This window comes from Gracilibacillus orientalis, from assembly GCF_900114645.1.
Taxonomy (GTDB): Bacteria; Bacillota; Bacilli; order Bacillales; family Amphibacillaceae; genus Gracilibacillus; species Gracilibacillus orientalis.
Genome location: NZ_FOTR01000007.1, coordinates 1 through 15,161 on the forward strand (window position 1 = coordinate 1; position 15,161 = coordinate 15,161).

Annotated in this window: 15 protein-coding genes; 3 read left to right on the forward strand and 12 right to left on the reverse strand. The window is 37.3% G+C overall.

Annotation, left to right across the window (positions count from 1 at the left end; genetic code table 11):
* Window positions 1–618: 618 nt before the first annotated feature.
* Window positions 619–2,874 carry a protein translocase subunit SecDF gene (gene secDF / locus BM121_RS13040; RefSeq protein WP_091484092.1) on the reverse strand — a complete coding sequence of 752 codons (2,256 nt, stop codon included), beginning with the start codon at window positions 2,872–2,874 and terminating at the stop codon, window positions 619–621.
* 79 nt (window positions 2,875–2,953) lie between these two features.
* Window positions 2,954–3,250 (reverse strand): post-transcriptional regulator, encoded by a 297-nt coding sequence (locus BM121_RS13045; RefSeq protein WP_091484093.1) that lies wholly within the window; start codon window positions 3,248–3,250, stop codon window positions 2,954–2,956.
* 209 nt (window positions 3,251–3,459) lie between these two features.
* On the opposite strand from BM121_RS13045, the gene spoVB reads away from it, so the two are divergent.
* Entirely contained in the window at window positions 3,460–4,998 is a 1,539-nt protein-coding gene (gene spoVB / locus BM121_RS13050; RefSeq protein ID WP_091484094.1) for a stage V sporulation protein B, read from the forward strand.
* Window positions 4,999–5,017: 19 nt separating this feature from the next.
* Here spoVB and BM121_RS13055 read toward each other — a convergent pair whose 3' ends face one another.
* Complete coding sequence (locus tag BM121_RS13055) at window positions 5,018–5,686, reverse strand: DUF421 domain-containing protein (protein ID WP_091484335.1); 669 nt, start codon at window positions 5,684–5,686, stop codon at window positions 5,018–5,020.
* Window positions 5,687–5,752: 66 nt separating this feature from the next.
* Window positions 5,753–7,054 (reverse strand): ArsB/NhaD family transporter, encoded by a 1,302-nt coding sequence (locus BM121_RS13060; protein ID WP_091484095.1) that lies wholly within the window; start codon window positions 7,052–7,054, stop codon window positions 5,753–5,755.
* A 154-nt stretch (window positions 7,055–7,208) separates the two neighbouring features.
* Here BM121_RS13060 and BM121_RS13065 point away from each other — a divergent pair, with 154 nt between their 5' ends.
* Window positions 7,209–7,586 (forward strand): TIGR04086 family membrane protein, encoded by a 378-nt coding sequence (locus BM121_RS13065; RefSeq protein ID WP_091484096.1) that lies wholly within the window; start codon window positions 7,209–7,211, stop codon window positions 7,584–7,586.
* A 75-nt stretch (window positions 7,587–7,661) separates the two neighbouring features.
* On the opposite strand, the gene yajC is transcribed toward BM121_RS13065, so the two are convergent.
* Genes yajC through ruvA form a run of 6 tightly spaced genes read right to left on the reverse strand, consistent with a single transcriptional unit; the run spans window position 7,662 to window position 11,956 of the window.
* Window positions 7,662–7,925, reverse strand: a complete 264-nt coding sequence (gene yajC / locus BM121_RS13070; protein ID WP_091484097.1) for a preprotein translocase subunit YajC — start codon at window positions 7,923–7,925, stop codon at window positions 7,662–7,664.
* A 17-nt stretch (window positions 7,926–7,942) separates the two neighbouring features.
* Window positions 7,943–9,082, reverse strand: a complete 1,140-nt coding sequence (tgt, locus tag BM121_RS13075) for a tRNA guanosine(34) transglycosylase Tgt (protein ID WP_091484098.1) — start codon at window positions 9,080–9,082, stop codon at window positions 7,943–7,945.
* Window positions 9,083–9,097: 15 nt separating this feature from the next.
* A complete protein-coding gene (gene queA / locus BM121_RS13080; protein ID WP_091484099.1) occupies window positions 9,098–10,126 on the reverse strand; it encodes a tRNA preQ1(34) S-adenosylmethionine ribosyltransferase-isomerase QueA in 1,029 nt (342 codons plus the stop codon).
* Window positions 10,127–10,139: 13 nt separating this feature from the next.
* On the reverse strand, window positions 10,140–10,340 hold the full coding sequence (locus BM121_RS13085; protein ID WP_091484100.1) for a DUF2905 family protein: 201 nt from the start codon (window positions 10,338–10,340) through the stop codon (window positions 10,140–10,142).
* The gene (gene ruvB / locus BM121_RS13090; RefSeq protein WP_091484101.1) at window positions 10,337–11,338 is read right to left on the reverse strand and encodes a Holliday junction branch migration DNA helicase RuvB; all 1,002 of its coding nucleotides are present in this window, start codon (window positions 11,336–11,338) and stop codon (window positions 10,337–10,339) included. Before ruvB ends, BM121_RS13085 begins: the two co-directional genes overlap by 4 nt.
* 18 nt (window positions 11,339–11,356) lie before the next feature.
* Entirely contained in the window at window positions 11,357–11,956 is a 600-nt protein-coding gene (gene ruvA / locus BM121_RS13095) for a Holliday junction branch migration protein RuvA (protein WP_091484102.1), read from the reverse strand.
* A 172-nt stretch (window positions 11,957–12,128) separates the two neighbouring features.
* On the opposite strand from ruvA, the gene BM121_RS13100 reads away from it, so the two are divergent.
* The gene (locus tag BM121_RS13100) at window positions 12,129–13,277 is read left to right on the forward strand and encodes an MFS transporter (RefSeq protein WP_091484103.1); all 1,149 of its coding nucleotides are present in this window, start codon (window positions 12,129–12,131) and stop codon (window positions 13,275–13,277) included.
* Between the two features lie 55 nt (window positions 13,278–13,332).
* On the opposite strand, the gene BM121_RS13105 is transcribed toward BM121_RS13100, so the two are convergent.
* Window positions 13,333–13,881 (reverse strand): BofC C-terminal domain-containing protein, encoded by a 549-nt coding sequence (locus BM121_RS13105; RefSeq protein WP_091484104.1) that lies wholly within the window; start codon window positions 13,879–13,881, stop codon window positions 13,333–13,335.
* A 469-nt stretch (window positions 13,882–14,350) separates the two neighbouring features.
* The gene (locus BM121_RS13110) at window positions 14,351–15,100 is read right to left on the reverse strand and encodes a YebC/PmpR family DNA-binding transcriptional regulator (protein WP_091484105.1); all 750 of its coding nucleotides are present in this window, start codon (window positions 15,098–15,100) and stop codon (window positions 14,351–14,353) included.
* Window positions 15,101–15,161 lie beyond the last annotated feature (61 nt).

The following is a 15,161-nucleotide window of genomic DNA, read 5'->3' on the forward strand; positions in this document are numbered from 1 at the left end:
TCGGCTCGCGCTGTTCCCGTAGGAGTCTGCGTATTCTGCCTCCGCTTTGCGTAGTGTTCTGTTTATCGAAAGAAGAGAACTTATGGAATGATATTCTATGAATTTCTTCCTGCATGATAAGAAATACATACTAAGCTGCGGAAAAACACTCGCTTTCACCCAAGGGAACAAGTGCAACATCTACTCAAGCAAAGATCGCTCACTGCGGGATCTTCATCGCGTAAGTTCCCACAGGAGTGTCGCATTTTTCCGCAGCTTCGTATGGTTTTCTGAACAAGTGAGCAGAAGTCCGAGAAGGTATATTCTAAGGGGATCAGCCTTCCATCAGCTGAAAATCACTACTAGCGGAGGCAACATACGTAGACTCCTGCGGGAACAGTGGCCAAAGTGAGACCCCACAGCGAACGGTCTTGGTGAGTGAGGAGGCTCACGGGTCACCCGCGGAAAGCGAAGTATGTTGCCGCAGCGTATACTTAACATTCATTTCTAAGAAGAGGGAAAGAAGCAAATCTAAGCGAAAGTTTTACTGCGCAGTTTATGTTTTATCTGCACTATTATATATATTCTTTATTTTCACATAAAAAGCTGAGCATCATGATTTAGATGCTCAGCTTTATCTTATACTTGTGGGCCGTCGTTATGTTTTTTCTCTGTGTATGTGATAGGTTTATCGTTAATTGATTTACCACGCCATACCAACCATATCTGTGCTGCGATGAATAAAGATGAGTAGGTACCTGCAATTAAGCCTACAACTAATGCGAAAGAGAAGTTAGTAATGGCATTGGCACCGAAAATGAGTAACATCAAAGCAGCGAAGATAACCGTTAAAACGGTGTTGATACTTCTTGCTAATGTCTGCATCAAACTGTGATTAACAATTTTAGCAAGCTCGGCAATAGATTTGATTTTTTTCTTTTTCTTCAGATTCTCTCTAATCCTGTCAAAGGTTACGATCGTATCATTAATTGAATAACCAACAATGGTTAAAATCGCAGCAATGATGGTAATATCAAACTCCAACCTTGTAATACTAAACAATGCGACAATAAAGAATGCATCGTGCAATAACGCAAGTATTGCCGTTAAAGCTGAAAAGAATTCAAATCGGATCGTTACGTAAATGATGATTCCGATCGAAGCATATAAAACAGCAAGCACCGCATTCTTGGCTAATTCTTTCCCAACAACATTCGAAACAGTGTTAACTGTCGGTTGACTTCCGTACTTTTCTTCAAAATGACTTCTTACTTCGGAAACTTTATCTTGCGATAGTTCGTCTGAGAAACGTGCTACGGCAATATTTTGATTATCACCTGATAACACAATTGGTGCACTTACTTCCAAGTCAAGTGCTTCAAAGCCTTCTTCAATTTCTTCAGCAGTAAGTGTCTGGTCCGCTAATACTTCCACTCGGGAACCGGCTGTAAAATCGATACCGAGATTTAATCGGAATAATGCCAAGCAAGCAATACCAATTACAATTAAGCCAATAGAAATACGGAAAAATTTCTTACGGTGTTTAACAAAATCAAATTGTTTACCGAAGAAAGTTGGTTTCACCTCTTCACTACTGTTAATATCAAGAATTTGGTTTTGTTTTACTCCAAACCAGCCAGGACGTTTGTTTAATATGTTGCTGTATACCCAGAAACCAAGGAATAATCTCGAACCAAATACTGCTGTAATAAAGCTTAATACAATGCTGATAATTAACAATGTCGCGAACCCTTTTACAGAACTTGTACCGAATATAAATAGTACTGATGCTGCAATCAGCGTTGTAATGTTGGCATCAAATATGGTCGACAGTGAATGTTGATTACCTGCTTTAAAAGCTGCTTTGATTGATTTTCCTTCTTTGATTTCTTCCTTAATCCGTTCGTACGTGATGATGTTGGCGTCAACTGCCATCCCAACCCCTAGTACCAGAGCAGCAATACCCGGTAACGTTAGAACACCATTCATTAATTGGAAGACCAGTAATACTAAATATACATATATACTAAGTGTAATAGCTGCAATCACACCAGGGAAACGGTAATAGAAAATCATATAAATAAAAACTAAGAGAACACCTAATATACTGGCGAAAACAGTTTTATCCAATGCTTGCTGACCAAACTGTGCACCTACTGAATTGGAATACTCCTCTTCTAAATCAACAGGTAAAGAACCTGCATTTAATAAATCTGCAAGTCGATCTGCAGATTCTATCGTGAAATCACCTCTAATCATAATATCTGTCGTTCTTAATACTTGTTCAAAGGTCGGAGCAGAAATTACTTTCGAGTCTTCTTTCAGATTTTCTTCTTCGTATGTATCTCCTTCTTCATAGTCCATCCAGATAACCACTTGATCTGTAAGCTCTGGATTTTCCCTGATTTCTTTTGTGGTATCACCAAAACGATCTGGATCTTTAAATTGAACCGTTACGATTGGTTGATTAGTTTCTGGATCAAAATCCTGTTCGGCACTACCTTCTTTTATATCTGAACCATCTAAATATTTTTTATCGTTAACATCACGGAATGATAATTCTGCTGTTGTAGCTAACATTTCTCGTGCTTCATCTTGATCTTCTACGCCAGCTAGTTGGACACGAATGCGGTTTGGTTCTTCGATATTAAAGCTCGGTTCGCTGATACCAATCGCATTTACACGTCTTTCAAGAGTAGAAACGGTAGATTCTAACACACTTCTAGTTACTTCTTCGTCACCAATAGGCTCCACATCATACAAGACTTCAAAACCACCTTGTAAGTCCAGCCCTAATTTAATTTTATTTGCTATATCAGAATATGTTGTTCCAATCGTTGCTCCTAATACTAAAACAATTAGGAAAAATGCAACGAGTCTTCCTCTTTTCACCATATGTAAAGCCTCCCTAAGTTTTCACAACAATACCATATTACTATAAAAACCAATCATGAGACAAGCAACAATAGGAATGCTAGTCTGTTTTTTTATTTCCTAATAGTGCATCAAGTGATTCCTGTAAATTATTATCTTTCAATGATTGCTGTGTTAAAAATGTCATAAATAAGTTCGGATTCAAATGAAAAATATCCTGTACCACTTCATGCAACGATTTTTCCGGATCACCCTTCCACACCTTTTCTAATAAACAGTTCCAAATATCCTCTGCTGTTGCTTTCGAATAATCCAGCAGTTTAAATTCATTGACCTTACTATCGAGCACATCCTCTAATTCATGCTTCCAAATCGAGACTTGCTTTTTTACTGTCATGAATTTTCCTCCATCCGTCATCAGAAAAACTTGGCATCTCACCGATTCTATCTAGCGATGGCCTTAGTTTCCCTTATACTATAATTCATCATCATTTCATACATTTATAGTACAAAAAATCTATCCGAAATAGTCATGCTTGTCCTCACTTCATGCATATACTTCATTGTATATGAAAATTTTCCATTTGAGAAGGTAGGTCGAGCAAAGTGACCAAACAAAATTTTTTACAAGGGACCATTATTTTAATCATAGCTGGAATGATTACACGATTTATGGGATTTATTAATAGAATTCTGGTCGCAAGATTAATGGGCGAGGAAGGCATCGGTTTATACAATATGGCGTTGCCCACCCTATTCTTAATGTATACTATCTCGCAAATTGGACTACCTATTGCAATCGCAAAGCGGGTGGCCGAAGCAGATGCCAAAAAGGATCATGCCAAAATCAAGCAGATCTTAATCATCTCCTTATCAATTACTATTTCACTAAGTATGCTATCATCTGTTTTGATGTTCTTGCTGATTCCTTATATTTCGAATTATCTATTAACGGATGAACGTGTTTTTTACCCAATGATGGCAATTATTCCAATTATTCCAATTAGTGCTGTAGGTTCGGTGATTCGTGGTTATTTTCAGGGACGCCAGAACATGAAACCGCAGAGTTACGCCCAAGTACTGGAGCAAATAGTCCGGATTGGTTTTGTACTAGTCCTGGTAAGCTGGTTGGTTCCATACGGAGTTGAATTCGCTGCATCTGGTGCCATGATAGCTGTTATTATTGGAGAAGCTGTTTCCTTACTATTTATGCTAAAAATGTTCCAGATAAAGAAACGGATTAAATTACGTAGAAATATCTATAAATACATGAAAGCAGGAAAAGAAACGCTACAGCAATTGTTTTCGATAGCGATACCAAGCACAGCAAGCAGGTTGGTTAATTCGATTGCTAACTTTCTGGAACCTATATTAGTTGCGCAAAGTTTAGCCTTAGCAGGTTTTCAAGCAACTGTAGCAACCAAGCAATATGGAGCACTTACTGGTTATGCCCTGCCACTGCTATTTCTACCTACCTTTATCACACACTCACTTGCAGTCGCACTAGTACCAAACATTAGTGAAGCGGAAGCTAATCATCACACAAAACTAATTCATTACAGAATACACCAGTCCATTCGGCTTTCATTCGCATCAGGAGCTATCGCCACCGTCTTATTAACACTTTTTGCCGATGCAATTTTGCAATATATGTATGGTTCAAATAATGCCAGCCTCTTTCTGAAGATTATGGCACCCTGTTTTTTATTTATGTATATACAATTCCCGTTAAATGCTTCTTTACAAGCTTTAGACTTAGCTAAACAAGCGATGTGGAATAATATCGCAGCAACGGTGATAAAATTTATTATTTTAATCAGCCTAGCAACTAATCCACAAATTGGTATATACGGGGCAGCCATTGCAATGTGTGTTGGTGTAATGATTGGTACGATATTTCATTTGATTACATTATTCCGAGCCATTCGCTTTTATATACCTGTTAAAATGATAGTGAAAATGATCGCTTTAATTAGTTTAACCTTTTGGATGGGAGAGTTATTAATTAGTATTTTTTCCTTTCAACCATCAGATATGTATAGCTTTTTAATTATATTATTCCTATTACTAGTTAGCTATCTAATCTTTCTATTCAGCTTACAATTTATTAGTAAAGATGAGTTGCAACAATTACGAAAAAAATAACACATCACCAATCGATGTGTTATTTTTTTTCGTTTTTTTTATCGATATACCATTCATCATTCACATCAATTGAACAGAAAGAAACTTGTTTAATGTCGTTAAACTCTCTTTTTTCTAGTTGTTTATGTAGCCAGTTCTCACTCTCACCCAATTGTTCCAAGGCTTTCTCTTGTATTCTACCATCTACGACTAATGGTAAAACAAGTCCATTTATCTTGTTCCGTACATTAGCGAAATCTTGTTTTTCAATAATCGAGAGCTTACCCGACGGCTCCAGAATAGCATATGATACATCCTTAATACTTTCAGTGCCATTCTCCCGAAGTTGTTGCAGGAGATCATCAAAATTGAAGCGATTTTTCTTCATGGCATACTCATCAATTTTTCCTTTTGAAATAATAATAGTTGGTTTACCTTCAAACCATTTCCGAAATAGTGGGCTTTTTAAAGAGATCCATGCTGTTAAACGCTGTATAATTAGTAAAAGAACCATCGGAATTAACCCATAGCCAAAAAATAATTCCAGATCTTCTATCGTCAGAACGGCGATTTCAGCAATCATAATAAAGACAACAATATCTAAAAGACTCAATTCTCCTACTTCTCGCTTCCCCATCAAACGAAAGATGAGAATTATACTTAAATAGTATAATAACGTACGAAAAATTAGTGTATAAATTTCCTCCATTGACAAACTAGCCACACCCTTTACAAGCGATATAACTAGTTTTTCCCACTACACTTTGTAATATACTTATAACGGCTGTTGAAAGGGTAACAAATAGCGAAAATAAATATATATCGTCGCAATAATTAACGAAAAGATTACAACCGGAATCCCGTATAACATGAATTTGACAAATGCAATAGGCTTATTCTGCGCATCAGCAAGTCCAGCAACCACGACATTGGCGGATGCACCAATTAATGTACCATTGCCACCGAGACATGCCCCAAGTGCTAATGACCACCATAATGGATCTAGATTTGCCATTCCATATGTTTCAAACTCTTTAATTACCGGAATCATTGCAGCAACGAAAGGAATATTATCAACAATCCCCGAAAAAATTCCCGAAATCCATAAAAGTAACAATGCTGTATAAGTCATATCACCCTCTGTTAACCACATTATCGATCTTGCTAATTCATCAATGATCCCCACTTCTTCCAATCCTCCTACAAGCATAAACAGACCAATAAAGAAAAAAAGTGTGACCCACTCGACTTGTTGAAATACGGTTTCAGCCTCCACCTCTTTTTCACTGATTATTAACAAAAGAATGGCACCACATAGTGCAATGATCGTTAAATCAATATGAAAAACAGGATGTAACATAAAACCTGTAATAGTCAGAGTTAACACTGATAATGACTGATATAGTAATGGTGATTTAACTAAATAACTCGATTCTTTCATTTTCATTAGTTCTTGAATTCTAGTGTCATCTATTTGTTTCAATTGTTTTCGAAATAGAAAACTGAGCAAGATCATGACTAAAATAAATAACAAGGCAGCAATAGGTGCAGTGTGCTGAATAAAGGATATAAAAGTTAAATGAGGAACTGCCTGACCAATCATAATGTTTGGCGGATCACCGATTAACGTAGCTGTCCCGCCAATATTTGCAGTTAATATAATCGTGATTAAATAAGGTAATGCCGGTAACTGCAGTAAATTTGTCAGGGTTAATATTACAGGTACAAATAATAACACAGTTGTCACATTATCGAGTAATGCCGAACCTAAAGCAGTTAAAAATCCTATTCCTACTAACAAAGGAACAGGCTTGCCTTTCACTACTTTCGCCAACCAGATTGCAATGTAACTAAATACACCTGTTTTTTTCGTTATCGCTACTAATACCATCATTGCAAAAAGTAATGCTACAGTGTGCCAATCTATATAAGACGTAACAGCATCTTCCCAACCATAAACACCGGTTAATAATAACAGCACACCACCAGCCAACGCGACTAACGCTCGATTTATTTTTTCAGACATTATAAATATATAGCTAATAATAAATACGGCAACTGCGATGATTACTGACATGGAATGTCTCCTCTCTAATCTTCATAGTAAGACAAGTTATATTACCATCTATATTCTTATTTTGTGAAACTATTCAAAAAAGGAGGTCTTCTATTTTCAAAGGACATGCATACATAATTAGAGAGGACTTTTTATACAATTGGGGGGGTTATGGATGAAAACAGCTGTCAGTGTGTTGTATGGTTGGATGGGGATTTTTGTGGTGATGCTTGTTGCCAGTATTATTCTCACACTTTTGTTGCGTTTTACTTCTTTAGGGGAGTCTACGCTTGAGATGGCTACGTTGTTTATCAGTTTTATTGCGCTGTTTACTGGAGGACTAATTGCAGGATTAAAAGCAAAGCATAAGGGGATTCTTGTCGGAGCAATTACTAGTTTATTATTTACGTTTGTAGTCTTTTGCTATCGTTTCCTTGGATTACATTTAAGTTTTTCGGTAGTCGAACTGGTCAACCATGGTGCGTATATACTTTTAGCAATGTTCGGGGCGATTATTGGCGTGAATTTATCATCCGGAGAGGAGTCTGCTTGAGAATTAATAAAGAGAGATTAAATATTAAATACCATGACAGCAAATGCTGTCATGGTATTTTTTGTGCATTATAAATTAACTTTGTTCTACTACTTCTCGTACTGACGAACGATCGTATGTAATTTTCGTTCCATCTCCAACTAGAAGTACGATCTGGTCTTCATCCAATGCATGTACACTTGCGTGCATTCCGCCAATAGTAATGATTTTGTCTCCCTTTTTCAGTTCCTGTTGCATTTGACGGACTTGCTTTTGTTTTTTCTGCTGTGGTCTGATTAATAAGAAGTAAAAAATCACAACCATCAAAATCAGTGGTCCAAAAGTTGCTAAAATCTCCACTCATTTCGCCCCCTTTCTTAGAAGTTCTTTGCATTCGGTTTGTTAAAACCATATTGTTCAAAGAATTCCTCTTTAAAATCACCAAGTCGGTCTTGCTTAATCGCATCACGAACTTGCTCCATTAATTTTAACAGAAAATATAGATTATGATAAGTAGTAAGTCTAAAACCGAATGTTTCACTCGATTTGACAAGGTGTCGGATGTATGCCCTAGTGTAATTTTTGCATACATGACAATCACAATTTGGATCTAATGGCGAAAAGTCTCGAGCAAATTTTGCATTTCGAACGACCAACCGTCCTTCAGATGTCATACATGTCCCATTACGCGCAATTCTCGTCGGCAACACACAATCAAACATATCCACACCGCGAATGGCACCATCAATTAACGAATCCGGAGAACCTACCCCCATTAAATAACGAGGCTTGTCCGATGGTAAAAGTGGTGTTGTGAATTCAAGCACACGATTCATCACATCTTTGGGCTCACCTACCGATAAACCACCGATCGCATATCCTGGGAAATCTAATGATGTTAAATCCTGAGCACTTAGTCGACGTAAATCTTCATATTCACCACCCTGGACAATACCGAATAACCCTTGGACATCCTTTCTTTCATGTGCTTCGAGACAACGCTCTGCCCAACGGCTAGTTCGTTCTACAGACTTTTTCATATAGTCATGCTCTGCTGGATATGGCGGACATTCATCAAAAGCCATCATAATATCCGAACCTAAGTCATTTTGAATTCTCATTGCTTTTTCCGGGGATAAGAACAGTTTATCACCGCTTATATGATTTCTGAAATGAACCCCTTCTTCTTCAATATTACGTAAATCACTCAAACTGAAGACTTGAAAACCGCCAGAATCAGTTAGAATTGCACCATCCCAGTTCATAAATTGATGCAAACCACCCGCTTCTTTGACAATATCTTCTCCAGGTCGTAACCATAAATGATAGGTGTTGGAAAGTATCATATTGGCACCCATCTCTTTTAGTTCCTCTGGACTCATCGTTTTAACAGTCGCCAATGTTCCGACAGGCATAAAGGCAGGCGTATCAAATGAGCCATGTGGTGTATGAACTTTCCCAAGTCTTGCACCTGTTTGTTTACATGTTTTAATATGTTCATATCTTATAGCAGTCATAGTCGATTCCTTTCCTTACATAATTAACATGGCGTCACCAAAACTGAAGAAACGATAACGTTCGGTTACTGCTTTGTTGTAAGCTTCTAAAATAAAATCTCGATCAGCTAAAGCACTAACTAACATAATCAAAGTTGATTTTGGTAAATGGAAGTTCGTGATTAAACCATCAATCGCTTTAAACTGGTATGGAGGATATATAAAAATATCTGTCCAACCGTTTCTCTCTTCAAACTTACCACCTGTATCTCGTGCTATCGTTTCTACCGTTCTTGTTGAGGTAGTTCCAACAGAGATAATCCGATCTCCTCTTATTTTTACCTGGTTTAATTGATCAGCAGTCTCTTTCGTCATTTGGTAAAATTCGGCATGCATTTCGTGTTCCGCGATATTATCCACACTTACCGGTCGAAATGTTCCTAAACCGACATGTAAGGTAATAAATGCTATTTCAACACCCTTTTCCCTGATTTGTTGCAATAATGCTTCAGTAAAATGGAGCCCTGCCGTTGGAGCAGCTGCAGACCCCTTTTCTTTAGCATACACGGTCTGGTAACGATTACGCTCATCCAATTGCTCTTTAATATATGGTGGGAGTGGCATTTCCCCTAATTGATCCAATACTTCATAAAAGATACCATCATAGTGAAAACGAAGCACCCGACCGCCGTGTTCTTTAGTATCAACACATGTTGCCGTAAGCTTTCCTTCGCCAAAGCTGATTTTAGTACCTTCTGTTATTTTTTTCGCTGGCTTGACCAGCACTTCCCAATCATCATCTTCCAGCTGGGTTAGTAATAAGACTTCTACTTTTGCACCCGTTTCTTCTTTTACACCATATAGTCTTGCTGGTAACACTTCGGTATTATTTAGTACTAGGCAATCTCCCGACTTTAAAAAATCCAATATATCATAAAAATGATGATGGGTAATCGAGCGATTCTCTCGGTTTAATACCATCAATCGGGAGCTTGCTCTCTCCTCTAATGGCGTCTGTGCAATTAATTCTTCTGGTAGATCAAAATCAAAATCTTCAATTTCCATCTTTCTTCTCCTTTTATTTGAAACGTCCGATGATAGCAAAAATCAATGTCAAAATAATACTTATCACAATCGAGGTCACAATCGGGAAATGGAAGGAAAAGTTTCCTTTTTTAAAACTGATATCTCCTGGTAATTTTCCAATAAAACCCCATAACAGACCAACGATAATAAAGACAACCCCTATTACAATAAAGATTTTGCCAAACTCCGTCAAGCTTCAGGCACCTCCCGCTCAAAATGAGCATATGCTTTAGGTGTAACCAACCTTCCCCTTGGTGTACGCTGAATAAAGCCTTGTTGTAATAAGTATGGTTCATAGACGTCCTCAATTGTTTGTGACTCTTCACCAATGGATGCTGCGATCGTATCTAATCCAACCGGTCCTCCTTTAAAACCATCCATCATTGCTAACAGTAGCTTATGATCAATGTGGTCAAGACCCTCTTGATCGACCTGTAACATTTGCAGTGCTTTTTGCGTTGTCTCAATTGATATACTAGTTTCCCCTTTCACCTGAGAAATATCGCGAACTCTTTTTAATAAACGATTAGCAATACGTGGTGTACCACGCGACCTTCTAGCCATTTCCAATGCTGCTGCTTTATCAATTTCTACTTGAAAAATTTCAGCAGTTCGTTCCACAATAGCACAAAGATCTACGACTTCATAAAATTCAAGACGTGATAAAACACCAAATCGGTCACGTAATGGTGCTGATAATAATCCGGCGCGAGTTGTTGCCCCTATTAATGTGAAAGGTGGTAAATCTAATTGCACAGAACGAGCACTCGGACCCTGTCCAATCACTATATCTAAACAAAAATCTTCCATTCCTGGATATAATATTTCTTCCACTGCTCTTGGTAAGCGATGAATTTCATCAATAAAAAGAACATCCCCTACTTCCAGTGAAGATAAAATTGCCGCTAAATCCCCTGAACGTTCAATGGCTGGTCCTGATGTCTGTTTAAATTGGACACCCATTTCATTCGCGATGATCTGAGCCATTGTTGTTTTACCAAGTCCAGGCGGCCCATATAATAAGACATGATCCAAGGCTTCATTACGCATTTTAGCTGCTTCGATAAATATCGATAAGTTTTCTTTTGCATTATGTTGTCCAATATATTGCTTTAATAATTGTGGACGGAGACTGAGCTCTTCCGCTACATCATCTTCTTGTATTTCACCTGAAATGATTCGGTCTTCCATGTTGAAGCTCCTTTCTCCTTATTTCATTAATAACGCTAACCCTTTACGTATATATGTATCCGCCGTATCACTTTTTTCTTTCGTTAATACCGGTTTTATGTGATTAATTTCTTTTTCGGAATAACCAAGGGCTTTTAATGCTTCAATCGCTTCTGTTAAAGCCTGATTACTTCCCGGTATGCCTTCTTCTTGTTGCACTATGTTTTCAGCTTGATATTCAAAAGGCAGCTTCCCTTTTAGATCGAGTATCATCTGCCTAGCTGTTTTCTTACCGACCCCTGGAAAGCTTGTTAAAAACTTTTCATCCTCTTGTTCGATTGCAACAACAAAATCTTGTACGGTGGTTGTAGCAAGAACGGCTAGCGCTCCTTTAGGTCCAATACCAGAAACATTAAGAATTTGTGCAAACAGTGCTTTTTCATCCTGATTTTGAAAGCCATATAAAATTTGTGCATCTTCTCTTACATGATGATACGTATAGATTTTTTGTTTGTTTCCCACTTGTGCTTGGAAGCGATAAGGATTCGGACAAATCACTTCATATCCAAGACCATTCGTTTCCAAAATAATAGCTTGTTCTGTTATTTCTGCTACTTCCCCATTTATATATGCAATCATATCATGAACTCCTCTTTGATCCAATTTCTATTTATTATTCACAATCATACGTTCGTATTTATCTTAGCTTATCATAGATTGTTTATCAAGGTAAGCGAGAGCAAAATAAATGAAAGCGGTTATTTATTTATGATAAGGTAATAGAATGACTTTATCATAAAGGATGACTTCTATGTCAAACAAACGTCAAATGCGATTTTTGAAAGCGTTAACTTTATTAAACGCCAGTCACAAAGGACTTATATTACCTTTTTTACCATTATTTTTGAGTTTTAGAGGTTTTTCTTCAGTTGAGATTGGAACTATCTTGGGGATTGCCCCAATGGTGAGTATTGTGGCACAACCTTTTTTCGGGTATATAAGTGATAAATATAAAACAATTAAAGGATTACTTTTATTCTTATATTTTGCCGTCATTGCTGTTAGTTTCAGTATCTTTTTCAACACTTCATTTTTTATTGTTTTTATTTCTTTTATCGCCTTTCACTTTGTTATGTCACCTGCAGGCCCGTTACTTGATAGTATGGCCATAAAGAGCCTAGGAGCGAAGAAACGCGATCAGTACGGTAAAATTCGACTGTGGGGTTCTGTCGGGTTTGCGCTCACTGCAGTAGTTTCTGGTCCTATTCTAGGATGGATCGGGATTCATAACATTTATATTTTATTTTGGATTCTGATTCTGCTTTTAGTATCTTTAACATTATTTTTAAAAGATAATAATCATTCGGCAGATCCAGTCTCCTTACAAGGAGTGAAAGAAGTATTAACAAATAAAGGGTTTATGCTATTTCTCTTTTTGTGTTTTCTCGTTATGATTCCGCACCGGATGAATGATACGATGCTTGTTCTTCACTTAGAAGATTTAGGAGCTACTACTTTTTTAGTCGGGGCTGCCTGGGCTCTTGCGGCTTTTAGTGAAGTACCTGTCTTTTATTTCTTAACACAAAAGATTCTAAAATTTCATCATTTATTTTTACTTGGTATTGTTGCCATGTTTTTTACGATTCGTTGGTTATTGTACGGTTTTATTGAATCCGCTGAATGGATTGTTTTTTTCCAAATTTCTCAAGGACTCACGTTTGGTTTGTTCTGGCTCGTTGCATTACAAACTGCCGTTAGCTTTGTACCAAACCATTTACGCAGTACAGGACAAGCGTTGTTAATGTCGACATGTTTTGGGTTAGGTGGAGCAGTTGGAGGTACAACCGGCGGGGCTATCCTGGATAATTTTGGTTCCCAAACGATGTATCAATTGATGGCAGCGATGACATTTTTGGCAATGATCGGAATTTTCACTACGTATAAATTAAGAAAAACGTAAAGGGGGATTATTAGCACCATGATAAAAAAGTTGAACGATGAGTGGTCATCATCGTTCAACTATTAACTGCTTCTACATCTTGATAGGATCGATACGTTTCTATAACTTTTAAGTAGTCTTGCTTCGAATCAATTTTTATACCCTCTTTTAATTGTTTATGCAAGTGCGATTCTAATTCCTCGGTATCAATTTGATAAAAAGATTGTACAGCTGCTTCATGAACGGGGACACCTTCAAAGATTGTCAGTTGCCCTTCTTTAATACCAAAGTATCCATTTGCTTTCAAGTATGGTGAAATATCATCCACTTCTTTTCGGAAACGAATAAAACCTTCCTTTTGCTCCATCACTTGCCATTCTTGATATTCTGACCAGAAATCCTCCATGGAAGCAATCGTTTCTTCAACATACTCTGTCTCGATATTACCATCTATATATTGTTTCTCTAGAGATAGTTCAATTGTTAGTGGGTCTTGCGACATGACCATTACTTCTTCTTGTTGCTCTCTTTCTTTTGTCTCATCTTGTTGAAAGAATGATTGAAAACTAATTACCCCAATAATTAAGACGACAACACAATTTAATAGTAACCATATCTTGCCCATAATGACCCTCCAATCGAGCTTTGTTACTATTAGGGTGCCCAATTCTAGAAAATATAACCACAAATATATGAGAAAAGGACAGAGTGCTTATACTATTGCCATCGTCTTATATAAAGTCCTATTAGATGAAATTGGAATTTTACATATTTTTAGTTACCACGCATAATAAAGGATTTATAAAGTTGATATACAACAAACCTTTTTAACACGATTAAAGTTTTGATGTAAAAATGAAAGTAATTGACAAATCTTCCTTGCTCGAGTGGCGTTTTGTCTTATATATCAAGATAATTAACAAATCTCTCTTGCTCAAACAGAGTTTTGTCTCATAAATTGAGATAACTGACAACTCTCTCTTGCTCGAGCGGTGTTTTGTCTTATAAATTTCAAAAAAAGCACCCTATAGGTAGACTTTTTTAAGTGTCTACTCTATAGGGTGCTTTTTAGCAGGGCAACCTTTTCGTTTCATTTATAATTGTTCCATAATTTCTTCGTTTGCGTCCATGTTGTGATGAACTTCTTGGATATCTTCCATGTCCTCGAGCATTTGGACCAGCTTGACCATTTTATTTCCTGCACTTTCATCCACTTCTGAAAGTGTTTGGGGTATCATGGTAATTTCCGCTGCTTCAAATGCAAATCCGCTTTTTTCCATAGTTGATTTTACATCTTGGAAATCCTCTGGATCTGTGTAGATTTCATAAGCACCTTCCACTGTTTCCATTTCTTCTGCACCAGCTTCGATTGCTTCTAACATTACACTATCTTCATCTACATCCGTTTGACTTTGATCAATTACCAGGTAACCTTTACGATCAAACATGAAAGCTACACAGCCGTTCTCACCAAGGTTTCCACCATTTTTGTTAAACGCATGCCTTACTTCAGAAGCTGTCCGGTTTTTATTATCAGTTAATACCTCAACCATTACAGCAGTTCCACCAGGACCGTATCCTTCATATGTTAGCTCTTCAAAATTTGCTCCGTCTAAGTCACCTGTTGCTTTTTTAATAGCCCGATCTATGTTTTCATTCGGCATGTTGTCAGACTTTGCTTTTTCTACAGTAAGACGTAATCCCGCATTCATTTCCGGGTCACCGCCACCTTGTTTAGCTGCAATATAAATATCCTTAGCGTGTTTCATAAAAATTTTACCACGTTTTGCATCTTGTGCATTTTTTCTTTTTTGGATATTCTTCCACTTAGAATGTCCTGCCATGCTTTCTCACCCCTCATAATCATCTCAGTCTCCAATACTTACTTTATCACAACTATCGGAA